The organism is Methylovulum miyakonense HT12, from assembly GCF_000384075.1.
Classification (GTDB): Bacteria; Pseudomonadota; Gammaproteobacteria; order Methylococcales; family Methylomonadaceae; genus Methylovulum; species Methylovulum miyakonense.
In genome coordinates, this window is sequence record NZ_KB913025.1 from 395,894 (window position 1) to 419,559 (window position 23,666).

Genomic DNA, 23,666 nt, shown 5'->3' on the forward strand with positions numbered 1-23,666 from the left:
AGTTTTCAACCCGTCACGGAGGCACAGGACAAGGCCAGTGCCTTCCATCAAAACCAAGGCCGCAACATGCCCTCCGCCTTAGTTTTGTGTTTTCGGAGCTATCCTTCGATAGCTGGTGGGGGCTGACTGGCCACGCAACAAGGTAACGTTCTCATCCCTTCATAAGCCCCAAAAGCCCCTTCATTAACGCCTGCGGCGTAGGTGGACACCCCGCTATGACCATGTCCACGGGTATGACATTGGACACGGCGCCGCAACTGGCGTAAGAAACCCCGAATTCCCCCCCGCAAGCGGCGCAGTCCCCGACCGCAACCACCCATTTGGGATGCGGCGTCGCTTCGTAAGTGCGCAATAATGCCGTCTGCATGTGCCGCGACACCGGACCGGCCACCAATAACACATCGGCATGGCGTGGCGAGGCCACAAAATGGATGCCAAAACGTTCAATATCATAATAAGGGTTATTGAGCGCGTGGATTTCCAGTTCGCAGCCATTGCAGGAGCCGGCATCGACCTGCCGTATGGCAAGGCTGCCGGAAAACTTCTGGTCGATGTGGCGTTTGATCTGGATACCCAGCTTTTCCAGTTCATCGTCCTTGGGGACTTTATACTTCTCAGTGACGACACCGGTGGTGATAATTTTTTTAAACAGCCGTAGCACACCGCCTCCTATAAATCGTTGCCTGAATAAGAGCCATTCAGGGATTTGTTGCACACAGGAAAATCCGGCACGATATTGTTGAGCACCAGTTTTTCCAATGCAGGCCAGTTCAGGATGCTGGGGTCGCGTGGATAATAACGGGCGATTTTATTGTCGGCATCGAAGCGGACATAAGCGATGGTTTCCCCGCGCCAACCTTCAATTATGCTTAAGGCTTCACTGCCCGCTGGTGGCGTCCGCCATCCAGCCAGCGTGCCGCCCGCCGCAAGTTGCGCCATAAATTGCTTGATGAGTTTTAATGACGCATTGATTTCCTTGTACCTTACCCAGAACCTTGAGGCGACATCGCCTTGGTCTTCCAACGCGACTTTAAAGCTGGCTTGATCATAAGGCGGATAGGGCGCATCGCGGCGGACATCCTTATCCTGCCCGCTGGCCCGGCCGACATAACCCACGGTACCCAACGCGGCGGCGGTTTCCGGCGACAAATAACCCGCCGTGTATAGCCGGTCTTCCAGGGACGAGTTAAGGTCTATCGCTGGCATGATTTCTGACAGTTCTTTGCTTAACTTGACGGCCTCCCCTTCAAGCAAGGCGCAGTCCGCTTCAGATAAATCACACACGACACCGCCCGGCACAATCCTGTCCATTAACAAACGATGGCCAAAAACAGCGGCATTGGTGCGCAGCCACAATTCACGCAAGCGGCTAAACTGCATGTGCGCAAAAATAAAGGCGACATCGTTGCAAATCGCGCCCATATCACCCAGATGGTTGGCGACCCGTTCGCGCTCCGCCAAAATGCCGCGTAGCAAAGCCGCGCGGGGGGGGATTTCAATACCGGCGGCTTGCTCCATGGCCCGGCAAGCCGCCCAGCAATGCCCCACGGTGGTGTCGCCGGAAACCCGCCCGGCCAGACGCGCTAAAGATTCTGGCGTCCGGCCTTCGGCGATTTTCTCGATGCCCTTATGGACATAACCCAAACGTTCTTCCAGATTTAAAATCAGTTCGCCTACCGCCTGAAAACGGAAATGCCCGGGCTCAATGATACCGGCATGGACAGGCCCGACGGGAATTTCATACACCCCCTCCCCGTGTGCTTTGACAAATTGATAATCCTTATCGGGCGGCGTGACGGTTTCCGGTTCGCCCTGCACAGGAAAATCCTTGCGTAAGGGATAATCGTGCTTGGCCCAGGCTTGATGACGCGTCCAGCGCCGATGGTCGGGATGTCCCGTAAAATGGACACCAAACATATCCTGGGTGTGGCGTTCACTGCGGCTGGCGGCGGGATAAACCGTGGCTTGTGAGGGCAGTTCCGGTTTCGCGGCGTTGACAATAGCCCTTGACAGCACATAAACGCCCTGTTTTTCAAAACAGGCATTGATGAATAACCGGTCTCCAACGTGTTCCGCCCATCCGGCGACCCAACGCACATCTTGCCCTACCGCAAGTGTGGCAAACTGTTGCCAGTACCGGCTTTCGATTTGCCACAAGCTTGCCGATGGCAGTCTGGTTTGTTCAACGGTAATAGCGTTGGCAGCAAGCTGGCCCAAAAAATCCGCCGTCCAGTTTGCAGCGCTCATAACGGTGTGCTCCCGGAAATTAACAAGGTCGCCTGTGAAAACCAGTTGGCTAAAAAGCCAGGAATGGCCAGACCCAGCCACAACACTAAACCCAGATGGATCATCACCGGCCACAAGTTGGCTTTAACGGGTAGTTGGCCTTCCGGTTGATTGCCGTAAACCATCGGTTGTACATGCCTGAACAAACCGGCAAAGGCGATGCCAATGCCCAACAATAGCAGGGGCGTCAGCCAAGGATAGCTGTGCATCGTGGCCAGCAACACCAAAAACTCGCTGGTAAACACGCCAAAAGGCGGGAAGCCGGCAATGGCGACCGTGCCTATCAATAGCCCCCAACCAATCCGCGGTTGGGTTTTTATCAAACCCCGGATTTTATCCATGTTTTGGGTTCCGGCAACTTGTGAAGCATGGCCTACCGTCACAAAAATGGCCGATTTGGTCAGTGAATGCACGGTCATGTGCAGCAATGCCGCAAAAGTGGCCAAGGGGCCGCCCATGCCAAAAGCAAAAGTCATGATGCCCATGTGTTCGATGGATGAATAACTGAACAACCTTTTGATATCCTTCTGCCGATGTAAAAAAAACGCGGCCACTAGAAACGACAGCATGCCAAAACCCATCATCAAATGGCCGGCCATATCGGAATGGCTGGCCCCATCCACCAGCATCTTATTGCGGACGACGGCATATAAGGCATCGTTCAACAATAACCCTGACAACACCGCCGACATCGGCGTCGGGCCTTCGGAATGGGCATCGGGCAACCAGTTATGTAAAGGCACCAGGCCAATTTTTGTGCCATAACCGACCAGCATGAAAACAAAGGCTATTTCAAGTATTTCCGGATTCAATTTACTGGCATTTTCATAAAGCACCGACCACAACAGGGAGTTTTCCACGTCACCCACCTGCACGGCGGCGTAATACAGCAAAATGGTGCCGAACAGGGCTTGGGCAATGCCCACGCCGCAAAGGATAAAATATTTCCAGGCCGCCTCAATGGATTCAGGGGTGCGGTACAAACTGACCAGCAGCACCGTGGCCAAGGTCGCGCCCTCCATAGCCACCCACATGACCCCCATATTGTTGGTGGTCAGCACCAAATACATCGCCAGCATAAAACCCTGGTACATGGAGTAATAAAGCCTTAAGCGCTTATCCGTGAGCTTGCCCAATTCCTTTTCATGCGCCATATAAGGCGAGGAAAAAATCGACGTGGTGAGCCCGACAAACGCCGTCAACACAATCAAATAGACATTGAACGGGTCAATCAAAAATGCCTTGCCTGAAGACAACAGCGTGCCTTGATCCAGCACGTTAATCGCCAGCCAAACCGTTGCCAACAGGCAGATGGCGTTAAACCGGATATTGAGTTTCCCGGTATCCGCCTGGTGTCCGGCCAGCGCAAAAAACACAATGCCGACTAGGGGAATTAATAAAACCAGATAGGCAGCGATCATTTATCCACCTCATGCAAGCGGTTCAACCTATCCACATCCAGCGAATCGATACTGGTGCGTATGTGAAAGAAAAAAATACCGAACAACACCGCAGCCACCAGCACATCAAAAGCCACGCCCAACTCCACCACCATCGGCATACCATTGGTGGCGACGATAGCGGCAAAAAATAGGCCGTTTTCTATCGCCATGAAACCCACGACATGGGCGACGGCCTGGCGATGGGAGATCATCAGCAACATGCCTAACAGCACCACGGAAAGGCTGACCGCCAAGGCATTCAACATGACTGGCGAGGTGGTTTGCACGATAGGATGCAACACATAATAACTGAACACCATCAGGCTGGCCCCGCCCAGCATCACCGTGGTTTTGTTGTGCAACGCTTCGATATCGCGGTGGGCTTGCATTTGTATGACTTCACGCCGCAACATCCACGGAATGAAAATAACCTTTAACACCAAGCTCAGCACCGCCGAAATATACAGATGGGGATTATCCAAACTGTAGGCCGCCAATGCCGCAGTCAAGGTCAATAAAAACCCCTGCATGGCAAAGATAAAAATCAGCCGTAACAAACGCCCTTGCCCTAACATCAAAAACGAGGTGAGGCCTACCAATGCCGCCAAGGATAAAATGGCCTGGGTATAAAAATCCTGTTGTTCAATATCCATTAGCGTGACGCCTCCAAAATGATGTGGCTCAACATACCCAGCAGCCCTAACAGATAGGCAAAACTGAGGTACTCTTGCACCCGAAACAAGCGCATTTTTGCAACCAAGGTCTCTGCTATCGCCAGAAATATCGCCAAGACGGCGAGCTTGCCGATAATCGCCAGCAAGCCGTAGCCTAAGGCTTGTGCAGTGAAGGTTTCAGCGATACCCCACGGGAAAAAAATATTCGCGATCAAGACGCCATAGAGCATGAGTTTGAGCTGGCTCGCCCATTCAATCAGCGCCAGATGGCGGCCACTGTATTCCAGGATCATCGCTTCATGGATCATAGTCAGCTCCAGATGCGTGGAGGGGTTATCGACAGGAATGCGCCCGGTTTCCGCGATGGCGACCAGTATCAACGCCAACAACGCAAACACAAACGAGGGCCGCAACATCAGGCCATCACTGAGCACATGGTTGATGGCGACCGATAAGTTCGTCGTTGAAGCGGTCATGGTCAGGGTAAAAATAGCCATCAGCATCGCCGGTTCCGCCAGTGATGAAATGGTCATTTCCCTGGATGAGCCCATGCCGCCAAACGCAGTGCCAATATCCAGCCCCGCCAAGGCCAGAAAAAAGCGGGCGAAGGCAAAAAAACCCACCATGACAATGACATCGGCGCTGGCGGAGGTCGGCAGGTCAACCGCAATCAACGGCACCACGGTTGCCGCCAGCACCGTTGCCGAAAACACCAGGTACGGCGCGATAACGAATAACCACGAGGCCTGCCCGGCAACAACCGGTTGTTTATGGGTCAACTTGATCAAATCCCGGTAAGGCTGAAAAAGCGACGGTGCTTTACGGTTTTGCAAGCGGCATTTACACCACTTGAGCCAACCCGCCAACAACGGCGCCAGCACGACAAATAGCAAGGTTTGTAAGATAGCGATCAACCAGTTCATTGGGTTTCTCCTGCCTTTGAAGCCATTAGCTGACCACCCATAACAATAATAGTAAAGTGGCAAACGAATAACCGAGATAAGTCCGGATATTGCCTGTTTGGATACGCCCCACCTGTCTGGCCAAACGGTCCACCCCGCGTGCAACCGGTTCATAGAGCCTTGGCCAGCTATGGTCCTGGATATGCAATTGATAACGGATAGCTGCCACATCCTGGTTCATGGCGCCTTGCAGGTCTTTGTCGACCTGCTCGTCAATGATCCAGGCGTTGGCAAAAATACGCCGGAAAGGCATGGTAAACGCATGGCAACTATACTGCATACGCGGTGTCAAGCCACCAAAACCGCAATCCCAAGGCTCCGCCCGGCGCATCACCGTGGCAGGGTTACGCCGCAAATACCAAAAGCTGATGCAACCGGCAATCAAGGCGGCTATCAGCACCAAAGGCGGCGAATAGGAGGCCTGCTTGGCCGAAACCGGCGCTAGCCACAACCAACCCAGCGCGGAGTCATTCGGCAGGGTTTGCCCCAGCAGTTGGCCGGCAACGCTGTTGAGCAAGCTAATAATCACGCCAGGAAAAATGCCGATTAAAAAACACAATCCCGCCAACAGGCTGGGGCCGGCCAGCATCCCTTTATCACTAACTTCATGGGCATTGTCACAGTGGCGTGAACGCGGCTGCCCCAAAAAGATCATGCCGAACACCTTGACAAAACACGCCGCCGCCAGCGCCGCCGTCAACGCCAGGGCGGCGGCGGCAACCGGAATCAAACTGCGCAACACGCCATTATCCAGCACATCAACCTGCAATGCGGTCTGGAAAGCCAGCCATTCCGAAACAAAGCCATTAAACAAAGGCAAGGACGAAATGCTCATACAGCCAACCAAAAATAACTTGCTAGTGTGTGGCAGTCGTCTGATCAAACCGCCCATCAGGTCGATGTTCAACTCATGCGTTTGATGCTGGAGGATGCCAGCGCCTAGGAACAACAAGTTCTTGAACAAGGCATGGTTGAAAGCATGGAACAACGCCGCCAAAAAGCCCAAGGCCGCCAGTTGCGGCTGGCCGTTATCCATAAAAATCATCGACAAACCCAGCACCATAAAAATAATGCCGATATTTTCAACGGAACTGTACGCTAACAGCCGTTTTAAATTGGTTTGCATCAACGCATACAAAATACCGCCCAGCGCAGAAACCGTGCCGACAACCAATAGCACCACCCCCCATTGCCAATGGACATCGCCGATCAAATCATAACAAAAGCGGATCAACCCATAGAGCGCGACTTTTAGCATCACGCCGCTCATCAGTGCGGAAATATGCGAGGGCGCCACCGGATGCGCCTCCGGCAACCAAACGTGGATAGGAACGACCCCGGCCTTCATGCCAAACCCCAGCAAGGCGAGCACAAAAGCGATACTGGCCCAGGTGCTTGATAATTTTGCCTCCCGCAAAGCATCAAACGTAAAGCCGTCAGAAAAACTCGCCAGCACGCCAAAAGCCAAAATAATGGCCAAGGCACCGACTTCCGCCATCAACAAATACAGGAAGGCGGCGCGGCGATTGGCCGGGTTTTCATGCTGGAACGCCACCAGGAAGTAACTGGCGACCGACATCAATTCCCAGGCAATCATGAAGAAAAAGGCGTCATCGGCCAACAACACCAACAACATCCCAGAAACAAACAGCCCGGTAAACAAGCCCAAGGCCGCAAAAGGATGTTGGCTTTCGTCATAAGCACGGACATAGCCTGGGCCATAAAGGCTGACCGCCCCCACGCCAATACCGATAATCAAATAGAAGAACCCGGACAAACTGTCAAAACGGACATGCCAAGGCAACCAAGGCAAGCCTAAACTGATTTGGTCAATAAAAGCTTCTTTACCAACCATCACACCCAAACCGGCCAGGACAGCAAACATGCCGGACAGCCCCAATAACCCGAACACCGCTTGCCGAAGCGTGTCCGGGTAACGCGCTTCCTGCAAGCTGCCCTCAAGCACGGACTGGCCATATTGATGGCTATCCGGAAATGTTTTAAACCAATACCCGCTAAGCCCCTGCAGAACCTGCCGCTGGCCCATCATCAACGCCAGCAAACCGGAGGCAAAACTGAACAGCACCGCACCATAAGCTAATAGTAGGATCATGAAATTCTCACTTAATGTTGTCGTTGCAGGAATAGCCTGAGTGGCGCGATTCATTTACGCTGGTTTCAGGGTATGGCTATCCCCGCCTTTGCCGTTACCATCGGGATGTTTTAGCCAACAAACCACAAAACCTTTGATTCGCCCCTAGCGATATACATTTTGATAAGTGGCCGCCATCGCATGGAAACTGCAAAGTAACGCGGGATTACTCCAGATTAAAGCAAGCATAATACATACCCGAAATTAACTTGCTAATTTAAATACCATTTATTTTATATGACAATTGCCATTGGTGGCATTGGCCCACCCAGCGGTTCATTTCAACCGGCCTATAATTCCATAACCCATGGGCATTTAACATGATAAAATCAAGCAGTTACGGATAAGCCGTAACTAAAAATAACAACACATTCAAACAATTATAAGTGGTGGTTATCATGGCAATCCTGAAAGGCAATTATCAAAAAAATACGCTCAATGGCGGTGCTGGCAATGACATCCTTTATGGATACGGTGACAATGATGTACTGAATGGGGGGGCAGGCAATGACCAACTGTTCGGTGGACGTGGCGCCGATACCCTAAACGGTAGTGATGGCAACGATCTTTTGGACGGCGGAAAGGATGCCGACAAAATGGACGGTGGTTCCGGTAACGACATCTACATCGTTGACAATCAAAATGATGCCATCGCCGAACTGTCAACTGGCGGCACTGACACGGTCAGATCTTCAATCAATTGGACGCTAGGGGCAAACCTAGAAAAACTGATATTGACCGGTACGGCAGCCATTAATGGCACTGGAAATACCTTGGCCAATACGATTATAGGCAACAATGCCAATAATGTCTTAAATGGTGATGCGAGTGACGACATCTTGGATGGTAAGTCAGGTGTGGACACTTTAAACGGTGGCGGCGGAAACGACACCTTAATAATCAAAGAATTTGATGGGGATGTGCTCAACGGCAACTTAGGTAGGGATACTTTAGAAGTTTTAGGTGGCAACCAAACTATCGAATTAAATAAGTCCGCAATAAAAAACATCGAAACCATCAAATTTGCCGACGACAGCAACAGCACCTTAAAAGTGACCGCCCAAAGCGTTAAGGATTTGAGCAATTCCACTGACACCCTGGTTTTCGAGGCCAAAGGTGAAAACACTTTGGTCATGGACACTGGCTGGACTGACCTGGGGGTCATAAACGGCTACCAAACCTTCACCAAAGACGGCGCCACCCTACGGGTCAATCCGGCGATAGGCAACATCAACATCCATTATGACGCGTTCACCATTTCGGACACCACGACAGCGGCGGCAGCCAGTGGCGTGTTTGATGACGGCGTCCAAACCATCACCATTGATTTTGGTGGCAAACGCTATGAAGACTGGGGTTTGGCTAAAATTGACCTGAGCGGCTTTGGTTTGGAAGACAAGCTGGTTATCGCCCAACATGATGGGGCTTTAGCACTAGGCACGGCTATCAATCAATCATTCACCACTTTTTATATCCATGAAGAACATTATTTCAATTCCCATAAGACTTTCAAGGAGGATTATGTTTCCTGGAAAGTAGGCGCAGCCTCTGCCAAGCTCGTTTCAAAAACCACCTTCCCAAATAGCAGCACGGGTGGCACCCCGACGCATACCGTGAACCTTACAGGCCTGACCAGTAGCCAATTTGTGTTTGTCTAAACAACAAAAATAACAGGGCAAGCGTATATAAAATCAATAAAATATCAATAACTTATATTTTAACGTTGTACAGATTAACGCAGGATGGGGTTTGAACCAACAGTAGGCGCATTAGGCGACCCCATCCGTAACGTTTTGAGCTACCTAATAGGCACTAAAAACGTTACGGAACGGGTTACAAACCCGGTTCCAGCACTAGGATTTTTATGATGACCGTTAATTTTAAGACAGATGTTTGCTACTATGAAATTGCAGTTGCAGCCTGTTATCCAGTTTAGCTACTCATTACATTACGAAAAACCAGACCTCCCAACAATCCAAAAAACATTATTAGGTGGTGGTTCTTATGGCAATTATTAAAGGCAATAATCAAAAAAACATACTTGGCGGTGGCACAGCCGATGACCAGCTGATCGGTTACCTGACAGCCAATTTGTTTTCATCTAAAGCACGACAAATTTTTTGCCAACCCAACCTGTCAGGTTTTCGTTATCCAGCGAGCAAGCCATGTCCGCCCCCCCTTAGCCTCCCGCATCAGAACCCTACAACAACGTGGCGCATTAGCGGAAGCCACAGCTTTATGCCAACAAGCGCAATCAAAACATCCCCATTATCCCGCATTGTTAGCCTTGCAGGGCGTGTTGCATTGCCAACAACAGGACTTTGAACAAGGCCGTGCGTGTTTGCAACTCTTGCAAACACAAACAAGCGGATTTGATGCGCAAACCCTAACCGACATGGCCGCCATCCATCTGCTCCTAAAAGAACCTCTCCCCGCCCTCCAGGCTTTGAACCAAGCCTTAAACCAACAGCCCGGTTTTTACTTGGCACTAGCCCGGCGCGGCCTGGTGTTGATGCAGCTAGGCCGTTTTACCGAAGCACAAAGCGATTTGCAAACCGCATTGCCACAAAGCCCCGAACCGCAACAAGCCGCGATGCACATCAACATCGCCCGTTGCGCCCTATCCCTGGCTGAAAACGACAAGGCCTTGCAACACATCGGACAAGCGCAAAATTTGGGTGGTAGCCATTTGGAACAAGGGTTGCTGGTAGAGGTGGACGCTTATGTCGCCTTACAACGCTGGGAGGATGCAGAAGCCGCCATCCAACACGCCCTGGACGCTGGTTTGGAAGAGCTAAAATGCGTGAAATTATTGGCCTTGGTGCTGGCGGGGCAAGACAAACATGCGCAAGCCGCGCATTCCTTACGGCAAGCCTTAAGCAAACACCCGGACGATATTGGATTGCTGATGCAGCTTGCCACCCTTGCGAAGGTGCAAGGCCATTACGGCGAAACCGTGCGTTACATACAAGCGGCGATCAAAATCGAACCGGAAAACGCTTCGTTATGGGCGCAACTCGCGCAACTGGGAAACAAACATTTCGACGAACGCGGCGCACTAGCCGCCGCCGAAAAAGCCCTGGCACTAACCGAAATCACAACGGGCCTGCAACGCGCCGAAGCTTTAGTTGCCATTGCCAGCGTCACCAGTGGACAAAACCTAGCGGAAAGCTATTACCAACAAGCCATGGGGCTGATCCCTGATTATGTCCCCGCCAGTTTGGGCCTGGGCCATTTGTTACTGCAATGGGGACGGATTGACGAAGCGGTCGCCCATTTTGAATCGGTGGCCGAACGGCATCCGGTGGCGGGTTACGGCGCCTTGATCAATGCACGGCGTTTCCCCGAAGACCCTGAAATTTTGGCACATATCGAAAAAATTGCTTATTTGCCTAGCTTGCAAGGCACGGTTTCCAGTGGCTTGTTGTTCGATTTGGCAGCCGCTTGGGAACACCTTAAAGATTACGGCAAAGCCTTCCGCTTCGCCAATGCCGCCAATGCCGCCAATGCCGCCAGCCGCAAGTTCCTGGCTTACAATCCAGAACAACACACCCGGCATTGCCAAGCGATACGCCGCACCTTCACGCCGGAATTTTTCGCCCAAACCCAATCCTACGGCAACCCTTCCGGCTTACCCACTTTTGTATTGGGGATGCCGCGTTCAGGGACCACCTTAGTCGAACAGATCTTGGGCGGACATAAAGACATTTTTGTCGCGGGTGAAATCGCCATTTTGTCCCGTGTGATCCAAAAACTCAACGCTTGGGAACGCCATATCGGTTCCGGGCAACAATATCCCGATTGTGTGCGTGATTTGACCCCTGGACAAACCCGGCATTTTGCCCATGAGGTATTGGAAGAGCTGCGCCACTATGACCCTAACGCCCGTTATATCGTTGACAAGCTACCGCATAACTTTGAAAACATAGGCTTAATCCGTTTATTGTTCCCCAACGCACCCATCATCCATGTGCTGCGCGAACCGCGTGATGTCGCCGTATCCAATTATTTCACCGACTACCAAGCCAAATTTGGCGGCATGGGTTTCGCTTATGACTTAAAGGACATCGGCGCACAATTGCGTGACCACCAAAGCTTGATGGCGCATTGGGACAACGTGCTGGCAAAACCGATCTTGACCATACGTTATGAAGACGTAGTGGCCGGCACCGAAGCCGCCGCCCGTAAGATCCTGGATTATTTAGGCTTGGCTTGGACTGATTCGGTATTAGATTTCCAAAACTTGGAACGCGCCGTCAAAACCGCCAGCGTCTGGCAAGTGCGGCAACCCATTTATCGCACCTCCACCGAAAAATGGCGGCGATATGCCGATTTTTTACAGCCTTTAGAAGAAATTTTAAGCGCCCCGCCATTGGCCGGCCCCTTAGAGCCCTTGGAAACTTTACCTGCGGGCTATTTCTTTCAAGGCATGGCGTGTTTGCAAGCTGGGGAATTGGAACCCGCAGGGGAAATATTCAGCACGATAGTGCAACAACATCCCCAACACGCCGCGGCCTTGCACATGCTGGGCATCACCCGCTTTAAGCAAGGCCAAGCACACACCGCCCTGCCCTTGCTACAACAAGCAATTGCCCAACAACCGCGCCATGCGGCGTGGTTCCAAAATATCAGTGCCGTTTACAGGGTGCTGGGCATGGCGGACGAAGCGGATGCGGCGCAAGAAAAAAGCCAGCAATTGAAAAATTTGCAAGCGGTACAAACCTTGCAAAACGGACAACACCCGTTAGAGCCATTCACGGCAGCTGGAAAGTAAACCGTCATGGCGGGATCGCCAACATCAAAGACACAAGGAATGTGCCTGAAGCATAAGCCGGAACGGGTTTGTTACCCGTTCCGTAACGTTTCAATTGCCAATAAGCCTGTTGAAACAGTAGGACGGGGCTACAAGTCCAATGCCGTTAAGTTAAGCCGTTCGTGCTGAGCTTGTCGAAGCATGAATGGCTTGACTTAGGGGGACGGATTTTTCCATTCTCCCTTCGACAGGCTCAGGGCGAACGGAAAAATCCTTAACTTAACCGCATTGGCTCAAGCCCCGTCCCGCCCTAAAAACCTCCATCCCGCCATGGCTTGGATGGCCGCCACCAAGCGTCCATACATCCCTCTGCCTATTTCCCAACAAAATATAGCAACACCAGATTGGCGAGCAGCAACAGCAATGACAACCCTTTCCAAAACATCAAGGGATTGCGCTCTATCAACGGAAGGTTCTGCCGGGCATTTAAGAAGGCCGGATTGGGATGGCTAAGGTCATAGAGAAATTCGGACAAATCATCATAGCGCAACTGCGGATTCAGCGCCGTGGCTTTTCTTAACGCGCCGTCTATCCAAGTAGGGACCATCTCGTTGTGATGGAAACTGGGCACATACACCATTTTTGCCAAGGCATGCTTATCGGGTTTTTCCGGCATCTGCCCGTAAGGCAACGCGCCGTTTATCATTTCATAGGTGATGACCGCCAGCGAATAGAGATCGGATTTTACGGTCGCCCGTTGTCCGGTGTGATATTCGGGCGCACTGTAATTCAGCGTGCCCAACACATCGTCCGGGTCTTCCAACGGGGCCAATTCGGCAATGCCTGCGATTTTCACCGAACCAAAATCAATGATTTTTACTATGCCGCCGTCCGCAAACATAACGTTTTCAGGCTTTAAATCTTGATGCAGCATTTCCATGCGATGGAATGCACGTAAGCCTTTGGCGATTTGCCCGACAATATTGCCCACGGTTTTGATATCGGGTTGTGGGTTGTCCGTCATCCATTGCCGTAACGTGCGCCCCTGCAAATATTCGGTGACATAGTAAATGCAACTTTTTGCCCTATCGCTGCCGAGAACCTTCAACACATGTTCGTGTGTTATGCGTTTGCCAGCCCATTCTTCATGCAGGAAATGCTCGATGTAGCGGGTGTCATCGTCATAAAGTATTGACGGGGTTTTTAACACCACGGGCGTGTTAGTACGTGTGTCCAATGCCCGGTAAATCTGTGTGCGTTTACTGGCGTGCAGTTCCGCTTCGATACGGTAGCCGTCCAACACCATGCCCGCTTCCAGGGGCGGCGGAAACGGCAGGTTGGCATGGCGGCGAAGGATTTCATCTTCTTTAGCTTCGGGCAATGCGGCAATGCGGACAATTTGGCACGTGAGGTTGTCATCGCTGTGGTTCGCCATGGCCTGCCGCACAATTTGCCCGGCAATCCAGTCTAAATCATCACCCTCTTGCAACAGCTTTTTCAGGTTTTTCTCATCAATAAAATCATGTACGCCATCGGTGGTCAGCATAAACACATCGCCGACAGCCAAAGGCAAGGATTTGTAATCCACTTCCAAACGCGGCTCTATGCCCATCGCGCGGTTCAGATAATTTTTATCATTTGCCAACCAGACCCGGTGGTCACGGGTGACCTGCTCCAAATCGCCTTTGCGCAAACGGTAAACCCGCGAATCGCCGATGTGGAAAATATGGGCGGTAGTGGATTTCAGCACCAGGATGCTCAAGGTGCTGACCATGCCTTTAGCCGATTGGTAACGCTCCTGGCCTTGGCTGTATAACCATGAGTTGGTCGCCGAAAGGATTTTCTGCCCTGCCTGTTTGACCGACCAGGAATCAGGCGTGCTGTAATAATCGCTTAAAAAACTGACCACACAGCAATGGCTGGCCTGCTTGCCCGCATCGCTACCGCTCATGCCATCGGCAATGGCGACCGCGATGCCTTTATAATCCAGCTGGTCGCCGTCAGGGATAAAGGCGCCGAAACAGTCTTCGTTATCGGCTTTGATGCCTGGATCGCTGGCGGAACCGATGTCGACGGCAAGTTCCGGTTTTATGGGCGCATCCATGTCAACTTAGCTCAATCATTTCCACCGTACCGTCTTCCTGCACTTCCGCCATGTGGCCTTTGGGTTCGTCAATAAACTGCACGGCGAGCAAGACGACCGCAGCGACCGCGGCGATGATGACAAAAAATTGGGCAGGGGTCACAAAGGCCAGAATGGTCAAAAACAACACGCCGCCGACATTGCCGTAAGCACCGACCATGCCCGCGATTTGTCCGGTCATACGGCGTTTGATTAAGGGAACCATGGCAAAAACCGCCCCGCAACCGCCGGAAACAAAGCACGAACACGCCATTGTCAACGCCACCGCCAGAGGAATCGGCCAATCGGAGGTTATCAATGACATGCCGGAATAGCCCGCCGCCAAACCCGTCACGAAAATGCTCAAGGACAATTTACGCCCGAATTTATCGCTGAGCCAACCACCTGCCGGACGCGCGACCAAGTTGATAAACGCGAAACTGCCGCCCAACAACCCGGCTTCGACAGTAGTGACGCCCTGTGACACATGGAAAGTCTCGAAAAAATACATGGGCAACATCGACACCACCGCCAGCTCCGAACCAAAGGTGATGAAATAGGCCAAGTCCAAAATGGCGACTTGTTTGAATTTGTAGCGGTGGATTTCTTCTACGCCTTGCTTAAGCCCTTCCTTATTGACGTGGACAATTTTATTGATGTTCAGGATAAAAAACACCCAAACCACGGCATAAATGGCCAGCGCGGCCGGCATGGACAACAGCGCGGTCGCACCTGTGGACAGTTTCCACGTCAACAAGGTCATGGCCACGTACAAGGGCAAGGTCATCAGCATGTAGAAATACATATCGCCACGGCTGGTGATTTCCATCGCCCCCGCTTTTTTAGGTTTGAAATAGGTCGAACCTTTGGGCGTGTCGGACACGCTGAAAAAATAAATGCCCGCGTAAACCAAAGCAACCACACCCGTGGCCGCCACCGCATAGCGCCAGCCTTCCGCCCCACCAAAGCACAAGGCCAACACGGGCAACACGCCTGCCGCCGCAGCCGAGCCAAAATTACCCCAGCCACCATAAATGCCTTCGGCAATACCGACTTGTTTGGCAGGGAACCATTCGCCGACCATGCGGATGCCGATGACAAAACCCGCGCCAATAAAGCCCAGTAAAAACCGCGCCAGCGCCAGTTGTTCAAAACTGCTGGCGAACGCGAACATAAAACACGGCACACTGCCCGCCGCGAGCAACGTCGAATAAGTCCGCTTGGGGCCGAATTTATCGACCAGCATGCCAATCACGATACGCGCCGGAATGGTCAGGGCGACATTTAAGATCAGGATGGTTTTGATTTGCGCCTGATCCAGACCTAAAGTTTGGGCAATGACGAGCATCAGCGGGGCATGGTTAAACCAAACCACAAAGCTGATGAAAAACGCCAGCCACGTCATGTGCAAAATTTTTATTTTTCCTGAAAAAGACAATAGGTTCAGTTTGGTTGAGGGCATGATAACTATCCAGTCAATATGTTTTAAGTATGGCGGCTTATCGCGACACGTTTTTCGGCAAAAAAAAAACGGCGCCCTTTGCACATAATACGCTTATGTGAAAAGACACCGTTGTCTGATAGGTTCGGCCTTGAACCGTGATGATGAACCCCGCTTTGGAGTTAGAATCGGATAAGCAATAGCTGTGCCTGAATTGGATAGCTGCCGTGTTTTATCAGCCTGCCATTGATTTTATAGTATTTCGCCAACCTGAATAGGCGTTGCCAGGACAACCCCGCATTAACCAATGCCTTAATTTGGTGCAGCATTATCCCATATTGGTGCCATTTTGCATCCGCCTTTACCCATCTAAGAACGTGCTTTAAAAGCTGCCACGCGGCCCGATTGTGGCGTTGCGCGGTGTCCGCTTCCTCATGTAGCCCAGTACACTCAGTTCCTGCGCCCCGTGCACCTCGGCAACCGCTCCTGCAACCCCCGCGACGCTTTTAAAACACGTTCTAAGGGTCGAAACAATACCAGGGGGTAATTTTCCCTTGTACCATTATCCAACGAATGCGAATGAAATCCCCGGCCCCACCAAACAATTCACATAAGCTCTTCAAATCCACTAGGCTCTGGTGGTATATTGGCGCCGATATAATAAAGTGCGTTGAAGCACAGACAATAATGAGGAGAGTTTCGTGATGATAAATGAAGGCGTCGATAATTCTAAGCGCCAGTTTTTAACCTCGGCCTTAACCGTGGTTGGCGCGGTTGGCACTGGCTTTATAGCGGTGCCTTTTTTAGCGCAAATGCAGCCGAGTGTTAAAGCCATGGCAGCTGGCGCACCTGTTACCGTTGATATTAGCAAAATGGAACCGGGCCAATTGATCAGGGTTGCATGGCGCGGTAAACCGGTTTGGATCCTGAACCGTACGACGGAAGTCCTGGCGACACTTAAAACACTAGACTCCCAGCTTAGGGACCCGAACTCCTCCCAATCAATACAGCCCGACTCCAGCAAAAATCCAGGACGTTCTATTAAACCGGAAATTTTTGTTGCGGTGGGCTTATGCACGCACTTAGGTTGTTCGCCTACCTTCCGTCCAGAAATTGCACCGAGTGATTTGGGCGATAACTGGAAAGGCGGCTTTTTCTGCCCTTGCCATGGTTCTTGGTTTGATTTGGCGGGTCGGGTTTTCCAAGGTGTGCCTGCACCAACCAACTTGGAAATCCCGCCTTACCGTTATGTAAACGACACGCAAATCATCATCGGCGAACAGGCAGAAGGAAAAAGCGCATGAAAACTAACTGGTTCACTTCATCTGGCAACTGGGTTTTAGACCGTTTCCCCCTCACTAAATTGTGGAACGACCACATGGCGCATTATTACGCGCCAAAAAACTTCAACTTCTGGTACTTTTTTGGCTCGCTGGCTTTATTGGTGCTGGCCAACCAATTTGTCACCGGCATTTTATTGACCATGAACTATAAGCCGGACGCCAAATTGGCGTTTGACTCGGTGGAATACATCATGCGTGATGTCCATTGGGGCTGGCTGGTCCGCTACATGCACTCGACGGGCGCCTCAGCGTTTTTTATTGTCATTTACCTGCACATGTTCCGGGGCTTGCTCTATGGCTCGTTCAAACAGCCCCGTGAATTGGTGTGGATTTTCGGCATGCTGCTGTTTGTCGCGCTGATGGCGGAAGCCTTCATGGGCTATTTGTTGCCTTGGGGACAAATGTCTTACTGGGGCGCACAGGTCATCATCTCGCTGTTCAGCGCGATTCCGGTGATTGGCGACGAATTGTCCTTGTGGGTGCGCGGCGATTATGTCGTGTCCGATGCGACATTAAACCGTTTCTTTGCTTTCCACGTCATTTCCGTGCCTCTGGTGTTGGTGATGCTGGTGTTCCTGCATATCGTGGCTTTGCACGAAGTCGGTTCCAACAACCCTGACGGGGTTGACATCAAAAAATATAAAGACACTGACGGCATCCCTTTAGATGGTATCCCGTTCCACCCCTATTACACTGTCAAAGACATTGCCGGGGTGGGCGTGTTCATGATCTTTTTTGCGACAATCATTTTTTACATGCCGGAAATGGGCGGTTATTTCCTCGAACACGCAAATTTCATCCCGGCCGACCCGTTAAAAACCCCTGAACATATCGCCCCTGTTTGGTATTTCACCCCGTTTTACGCAATCTTACGGGCAATTCCTGATAAATTTGCCGGGGTTATCGGCATGGGCGGAGCCATTGTGGTCTTATTTTTACTGCCATGGCTAGACCGCAATCCGGTCAAGTCCATCCGTTACCGTGGCGGCGTTTATAAAAAGGCCCTGTTCATGTTTGCGCTCAGTTTCCTGGTCTTAGGCTATTTGGGCACCCAACCGGCAACACCGTCCGCAACTATCGTCGCGCGGATTTTCACCGTCATTTACTTTGGCTTCTTTATATTGATGCCGATTTATACCCGCTGGGAAAAAACCAAACCCGTGCCGACACGCGTCACCGAACATCATTCCATTGATGAACAATTGCCTGCATTATTCGAAGAAATCACCGAATTGTTGCCGACGACAGGTGAGCCTGAACACGGCGTGTTCAGAAGCTCTTTCTTCAGTAGACGGCCTAACCCTACTGGTATACGCCATGTCCTAGCCCGCTTTGCAAAAAAACTGGTAGAGAGCCTCGACTAATATGAAAAATTTCCTAACCTTATCATTATTACTGCTGTCACTAACGGCTAACGCCTCAGAGGGCGTCAAACTTGATGACGCCGATATTGACCTTGGCGACAAAATCTCTTTGCTGCGCGGAGCCAAACATTTTGTCACCCATTGCCTAGGCTGCCATTCCATCAAACACATGCGCTATTTGCGTATTGCCAAAGATATGGAAGTGGACGAAAAAGTGATCCTAAATGACATCGCCCCACTGGGCGCGGGCATTTATGACCAGATCCACAGCGCCATGAACAAGCACGACGCCGAAAAATGGTTTGGCACCCAGCCGCCTGATTTATCGTTGATCGCCCGTTCACGCGGCCAAGACTGGCTATATAGCTATTTAAAAAGTTATTACATCGACCCGAAACGGCCTTTCGGTGTCAACAACCTGGTATTTCAGGACACGGCGATGCCAAACCCATTCTGGGAGCTACAGGGCGAACAACATGCCGTGCCTAGGAAAACCATTTACGGTGAATACATCGAGCTAGTCCAACACGAACCCGGCACCTTGACAGAAAAAGAATTTGACATCATGGCCAATGATTTGGTGAATTTTTTGGTTTATGTAGGCGAGCCCGTGCAATTGGAAAGGCAGCAAATGGGCAAATACGTGCTGTTTTTCTTGCTGGTTTTCTTTGTGATAGGCTATTTGCTGAAAAAAGAATATTGGAAGGATGTCCATTAACCCTAACTTCCTATCCTAAACGCATAAGAAAACAAGGATGTTTTCTTATGGTCAACAATCAGACAGAACCCACAAAAAGCTTTACGCTTCATGCTATAATGGCCTTTTTTTCCGCCCTACATACGTCAAAGAGGTTGTTATCTGTGGCAAATATTATTACCCGTAAATCCGTAATGACGCTTTTTTCATCCGCCACCTGCCCGATGAGCCACTGCGCCCGCTTTGTCTTACACGAAAAAGCGATCACCGCTGACATAGAATTTTATGATCCGGAAAACCCACCTGAAGATTTACTGGAATTAAACCCAACTGGCACTTCGCCCACCTTAATAGAACGCGAATTGGTTTTATACGATTCCCGGATCATCATGGAATACCTGGACGAACGCTTCCCGCACCCGCCATTACATCAGATGGATCCCGTATCCCGTGCGACGGCGAGGATGGTGATCAAACGTATCGACCAGGATTGGTACCAATTGTTGGAAGAGATCTCTTCGTCAGGCGAGAAAAAATCTGCACGCGCCAAAAAACTGTTGCGTGAAAGCCTGCTTGCAGCGACACCTGTTTTTGCCGCCCGGCCTTATTTCATGAGCGACGAGTTTTCATTGATTGACTGTGTCATCGCGCCCTTATTGTGGCGTCTCCCCAGCGTCGGTATTGATGTGACCACCCAAAATGAAATCATCAATAACTATGCACAGCGTATTTTCAAACGGGCCGCCTTTAAACGCAGTTTAAGCGATGCCGAAAAAGAAATGGTAGAGCTTAAATGACACCGTTAAAGCCCTATTTGATCCGCTCCATTTATGAATGGATCATTGACAATAACCTGACCCCCCATTTGCTCGTCGATGCATTGCACAATGATGCCGTGCTTCCGCAGCAGTTTGTTAATGACGGCAAAATTGTCCTGAACATCAGGCCGCAAGCGATTGAAGCCTTATCTTTAGGCAATGAAGAAATCCACTTTAACGCCCGTTTCAGCGGCAAGCCCATGCATATCATTGTGCCTATCGCCGCCGTATTGGCCATTTATGCCAAGGAAAACAACAAAGGGATGGGCTTTGACCAAGAAGAATACCAAGATGCCGGGGGGGAGCCGCCTCCCGAAAAGAAGCCCCCCACCAGGCCCAATTTGCGCATAGTCAAATAGCCCGGGAAGGTCATGTCCCAATTAGGGACATAACGTCAATTTTTATCAGGGCGGAACAGCATGGAAATTTTGTTAACCCCATCCGCCTGCCCTTTCTGACCCTCCACTATTTTGGCTTTGCCCCTCCGCTGCACCTGATCAATACGGATAATTTTGTGGGCAGGTATAAAAGACCGTTCAACACCTTCGGATTCTGCCCTTAGTTTCTCCTCGGAGGGGTCGACCACTAGGGTGTTTTTTTCATCAAACACAAAATCCTCAATCACCACGAAACCATATAACTCGCCTTGGTAAACACTTTTGACGTAGACCTCAAAAATTTGCTCATGGTTTACCAAAGTCACCTTGTAAATATGCTTTTCTGCCATTCTTGTTATTTATATCCTCGTTGCCTGTTTAACCACACTTTCTAAATCCGGATTGGCCAGCAGAATAAAATCGGTATGCCGCCCATTAGCATCATACAAGCCTGCCGAATATTCGCCATTAAATACCCGGTGGCTGCGCATAATGATCTCAAGCAAACCATCAACCAGCGGATAATTGGGCAAATCGTGCAAACATAGCCATCTTGCTTCCGACACATCGCTTTGGGCAACAGGTTCCCCTGAGGCGGGTTCCGCTAGGACCGCCAAAAAATCCATAATCACATAATGGAAACCTTCGGGCCGCCTTTCGACGACAGCGACCAGATGCCCTACGTCAACAAGCAATCCCGTTTCTTCAGCGACCTCACGCCGGCAAGCCTGCACCAGGGTTTCCCCCGCTTCCTGTTTACCCCCAGGTATTGACCACAATCCTTGCCCTGGCGCCTGGTTACGCCTAATCATCAAGACCTGTTGGCCGTTAAATACAACACCGCCAACACCGATGACTGGTATTGGTAGTGGACGAATATGTTTACCCTGCATAAGCACCTTAGAAGGGACGATGTCAATTCCCAGTTTTAAATTTGGCAACCCAATTGGCTATTTTCAAAAACAGGTAATAAATCACAGAATAATATCCTAATTTGTGGTTATCCTGCTCAAGTTAAAATGGACAAATAAGCCAGCCACGGATTTAACGGCAATGCAACCAAACCAAGTACGGCCAATTGACACAAAACCTTTGATAGCCCGTAATCTTAAACATCTTGCCGCCACAGGCGCATGGCCATGCCCTTACGTGGATTGGCATCGTTAATCTTGATGACAAAGTCCCATTTTAGCCATAGGATTTAAAGGCAGACATAGCGCCGCTGTTTAGAAAAACGCTATCGCCTGGAAAGGGATTTATTTTTATAACAACACCTTCACCCAGCGAGGAGCACACGATGACCCCACATCAACCACCGTTTTTCCCTTTCCGACGCCATACCCTGGCCCTGGCCCTCGCCTTGGCGGCAAGCCCGGTCATGCAAGCCGCCACCATCAACGCCACGGGTGGCTGCACACTCTACAATGCGATCAGAAATGCAAATACCGATACCGATACCGACGGCGCCGCATTCGGTTGCCCATCCGGTAGTGGCGCCGATATTATCAACCTTGCGCCCAAAACCCATTATTCCTTATTAGGTTCGGGCAACGAAGATGGCTTACCCATCATCAACAGCATCATCACCATTAACGGCCGGGGCTCGACTGTCGACGCCCTCGGCTTACGTGCATTCCATATCAGCGGCACGGGCGACCTGACCATCAACAAACTCACCATCACCCATGGCTATGCCGAAAAAGGCGCGGGGATTTTAAACGACGGACGATTGAGGCTGAACGACAGCAAGGTTTCGGGTAACAGCACCTTTACCCAATGCGATTATTACTGTTTTGGCAGCCAAGGTGCGGGCATTTATAACAGTAACAGCGGCAGCGCCACGCTGACCAATAGCCATATCAACAACAACAGCGCCTATGCGGGTTATTCGATTAATGGCGAAAGCGGCTTTGGCGGCGGCATTTACAACGCTGGCAGCATGGGGTTAAGCAATTGCAAGGTTTTTAAAAATGAAACCATTGGCAGCAGCCTCCGTTGGACGGGGCCTATAGGTGGCGGGATTATGAACACCGGCACCATGACTATCGCAAACAGCAGCATTTTTGGAAACAGCGCCTCAAACGGGGGTGGCGGTATCCGCAACCACGGCATCATGACAATCACCAATAGTAGGGTATCACATAACAACGCCACCAGCGGCGGAGGCATTGATAACGGCTTTAATTTGGATACGGTTAGTAACAGCCTGACGCTCATCAATAGCACCATCTCTTATAATTTGGCATCAGGAGGGGCCGGTATCAACAACACTGAAAATATGGGCTTATCCAATAGCACCGTCACAGGCAATAAAGCAAGCAATAGTGGCGGGGGCATTGTTAACAAAGGTAAGCTGGCCATAAGCCATAGCACTTTATCCAATAACCAGGCCTTGGCCAACAAAGGTGGGGGCATTTTTAACATAAAAAACATGACCCTGACCAATACCCTGATTGCCAATAGCAAGACGGGCGGCGACTGCATCAACAGCAGCAGTGGTGGTGGCGGCAATAGTAGTGGGGTCGCGGCCTTACAGGGCGTAAACCTCATTGAAGACGGCGGTTGTGGCGCGGACATTTCGGGTGATCCGAAATTAGGTTTTTTGTTGGATAACGGCGGCTATACCGAAACCCACATGCTGCGGGGCACCAGCCTTGCACTGGATGTTGCCAACAAGCCTTTATGTAGCAACCAAGACCAACGCGGCATCCAACGTCCGCAGCCAGCCGATGGTGGTTGCGATATTGGCGCGTTTGAAAAGACGGTCAGGATTCCAAAAAGCGTCTCCACCACCGTGCGTTTTTTTAACAACGCCGTCAATAGTGGCGGAATTATTGGTACCGGCAACATCTTTCATGCCAGCCAGCGTATCGCCGCCTTACGCAACCAGTTGCTGAGCGCCGGAAACTACAAAGGCCAAGGCTTAAACGAAGGCTCCTGCACACAACTAAAAAGAACCATCACCCGCATAGACACGGATGGCACCCCCGACGCGAATGATTATGCCACGGGTATCCAGGCAAACGCCTTGGTGGCGGAGATCACATCCCTGTCCGGCATGTGGGCTTGCCCCTAGTGCGCCAACCGTCCAAAGCTTGCACGCCCTAACTTAAAACCGCCTTGCCTAGGGGAATCCCGATGGATGCCCCTAGGGCTATGCCGGATAGGCAAACGGCTAACGGGCGTATGCTAGGGCTGATGAAGTGTGGTTTTGGAGACCCTATAAATAACGGAT

Annotated in this window: 19 protein-coding genes; 9 read left to right on the forward strand and 10 right to left on the reverse strand. The window is 51.0% G+C overall.

Going from position 1 to position 23,666, the window contains the following annotated elements:
* Window positions 1-151 precede the first annotated feature (151 nt).
* The 6 genes from METMI_RS0101990 to hyfB are packed head-to-tail and all read right to left on the reverse strand — an operon-like array spanning window position 152 to window position 7,477.
* Window positions 152-661 carry an NADH-quinone oxidoreductase subunit B family protein gene (locus METMI_RS0101990; protein WP_019864518.1) on the reverse strand — a complete coding sequence of 170 codons (510 nt, stop codon included), beginning with the start codon at window positions 659-661 and terminating at the stop codon, window positions 152-154.
* An 8-nt stretch (window positions 662-669) separates the two neighbouring features.
* Entirely contained in the window at window positions 670-2,247 is a 1,578-nt protein-coding gene (locus tag METMI_RS0101995; RefSeq protein ID WP_019864519.1) for a hydrogenase large subunit, read from the reverse strand.
* Entirely contained in the window at window positions 2,244-3,707 is a 1,464-nt protein-coding gene (locus tag METMI_RS0102000) for a hydrogenase 4 subunit F (RefSeq protein WP_019864520.1), read from the reverse strand. Before METMI_RS0102000 ends, METMI_RS0101995 begins: the two co-directional genes overlap by 4 nt.
* Window positions 3,704-4,381 carry a formate hydrogenlyase gene (locus METMI_RS0102005; RefSeq protein ID WP_019864521.1) on the reverse strand — a complete coding sequence of 226 codons (678 nt, stop codon included), beginning with the start codon at window positions 4,379-4,381 and terminating at the stop codon, window positions 3,704-3,706. Before METMI_RS0102005 ends, METMI_RS0102000 begins: the two co-directional genes overlap by 4 nt.
* The gene (locus tag METMI_RS0102010; protein WP_019864522.1) at window positions 4,381-5,325 is read right to left on the reverse strand and encodes a respiratory chain complex I subunit 1 family protein; all 945 of its coding nucleotides are present in this window, start codon (window positions 5,323-5,325) and stop codon (window positions 4,381-4,383) included. Before METMI_RS0102010 ends, METMI_RS0102005 begins: the two co-directional genes overlap by 1 nt.
* Window positions 5,326-5,350: 25 nt before the next feature.
* Entirely contained in the window at window positions 5,351-7,477 is a 2,127-nt protein-coding gene (hyfB, locus tag METMI_RS0102015) for a hydrogenase 4 subunit B (protein ID WP_019864523.1), read from the reverse strand.
* Window positions 7,478-7,914: 437 nt separating this feature from the next.
* On the opposite strand from hyfB, the gene METMI_RS25210 reads away from it, so the two are divergent.
* From METMI_RS25210 to METMI_RS22950, 3 genes are all read left to right on the forward strand, one after another.
* On the forward strand, window positions 7,915-9,174 hold the full coding sequence (locus METMI_RS25210; RefSeq protein ID WP_019864524.1) for a calcium-binding protein: 1,260 nt from the start codon (window positions 7,915-7,917) through the stop codon (window positions 9,172-9,174).
* Between the two features lie 346 nt (window positions 9,175-9,520).
* Window positions 9,521-9,841, forward strand: a complete 321-nt coding sequence (locus METMI_RS26675) for a hypothetical protein (RefSeq protein WP_156829748.1) — start codon at window positions 9,521-9,523, stop codon at window positions 9,839-9,841.
* 25 nt (window positions 9,842-9,866) lie between these two features.
* The gene (locus METMI_RS22950) at window positions 9,867-12,290 is read left to right on the forward strand and encodes a tetratricopeptide repeat-containing sulfotransferase family protein (protein WP_156829749.1); all 2,424 of its coding nucleotides are present in this window, start codon (window positions 9,867-9,869) and stop codon (window positions 12,288-12,290) included.
* A 352-nt stretch (window positions 12,291-12,642) separates the two neighbouring features.
* Here METMI_RS22950 and METMI_RS0102030 read toward each other — a convergent pair whose 3' ends face one another.
* Both METMI_RS0102030 and METMI_RS0102035 read right to left on the reverse strand, forming a co-directional pair.
* Window positions 12,643-14,373, reverse strand: a complete 1,731-nt coding sequence (locus tag METMI_RS0102030) for a bifunctional protein-serine/threonine kinase/phosphatase (RefSeq protein ID WP_019864526.1) — start codon at window positions 14,371-14,373, stop codon at window positions 12,643-12,645.
* A 1-nt stretch (window position 14,374) separates the two neighbouring features.
* Window positions 14,375-15,853 carry a NarK family nitrate/nitrite MFS transporter gene (locus METMI_RS0102035; protein ID WP_019864528.1) on the reverse strand — a complete coding sequence of 493 codons (1,479 nt, stop codon included), beginning with the start codon at window positions 15,851-15,853 and terminating at the stop codon, window positions 14,375-14,377.
* A gap of 683 nt (window positions 15,854-16,536) precedes the next feature.
* Here METMI_RS0102035 and petA point away from each other — a divergent pair.
* The 5 genes from petA to METMI_RS0102065 all read left to right on the forward strand — a co-directional run bounded on the left by petA (window position 16,537) and on the right by METMI_RS0102065 (window position 20,413).
* Window positions 16,537-17,136 (forward strand): ubiquinol-cytochrome c reductase iron-sulfur subunit, encoded by a 600-nt coding sequence (petA, locus tag METMI_RS0102045; RefSeq protein ID WP_019864530.1) that lies wholly within the window; start codon window positions 16,537-16,539, stop codon window positions 17,134-17,136.
* On the forward strand, window positions 17,133-18,539 hold the full coding sequence (locus METMI_RS0102050; protein ID WP_019864531.1) for a cytochrome b: 1,407 nt from the start codon (window positions 17,133-17,135) through the stop codon (window positions 18,537-18,539). The genes petA and METMI_RS0102050 overlap by 4 nt, the downstream gene beginning before the upstream one ends.
* Before the next feature lies 1 nt (window position 18,540).
* Complete coding sequence (locus METMI_RS0102055; RefSeq protein ID WP_019864532.1) at window positions 18,541-19,257, forward strand: cytochrome c1; 717 nt, start codon at window positions 18,541-18,543, stop codon at window positions 19,255-19,257.
* Between the two features lie 173 nt (window positions 19,258-19,430).
* A complete protein-coding gene (locus METMI_RS0102060) occupies window positions 19,431-20,033 on the forward strand; it encodes a glutathione S-transferase N-terminal domain-containing protein (protein ID WP_019864533.1) in 603 nt (200 codons plus the stop codon).
* On the forward strand, window positions 20,030-20,413 hold the full coding sequence (locus METMI_RS0102065) for a ClpXP protease specificity-enhancing factor (protein ID WP_019864534.1): 384 nt from the start codon (window positions 20,030-20,032) through the stop codon (window positions 20,411-20,413). The genes METMI_RS0102060 and METMI_RS0102065 overlap by 4 nt, the downstream gene beginning before the upstream one ends.
* A 35-nt stretch (window positions 20,414-20,448) precedes the next feature.
* On the opposite strand, the gene METMI_RS0102070 is transcribed toward METMI_RS0102065, so the two are convergent.
* Complete coding sequence (locus METMI_RS0102070; protein WP_019864535.1) at window positions 20,449-20,781, reverse strand: DUF1820 family protein; 333 nt, start codon at window positions 20,779-20,781, stop codon at window positions 20,449-20,451.
* Window positions 20,782-20,790: 9 nt separating this feature from the next.
* On the reverse strand, window positions 20,791-21,324 hold the full coding sequence (locus tag METMI_RS22955) for an NUDIX hydrolase (protein WP_083930146.1): 534 nt from the start codon (window positions 21,322-21,324) through the stop codon (window positions 20,791-20,793).
* Between the two features lie 404 nt (window positions 21,325-21,728).
* Here METMI_RS22955 and METMI_RS0102080 point away from each other — a divergent pair, with 404 nt between their 5' ends.
* Entirely contained in the window at window positions 21,729-23,507 is a 1,779-nt protein-coding gene (locus METMI_RS0102080) for a choice-of-anchor Q domain-containing protein (RefSeq protein WP_019864537.1), read from the forward strand.
* The last annotated feature ends 159 nt before the right edge of the window (window positions 23,508-23,666 follow it).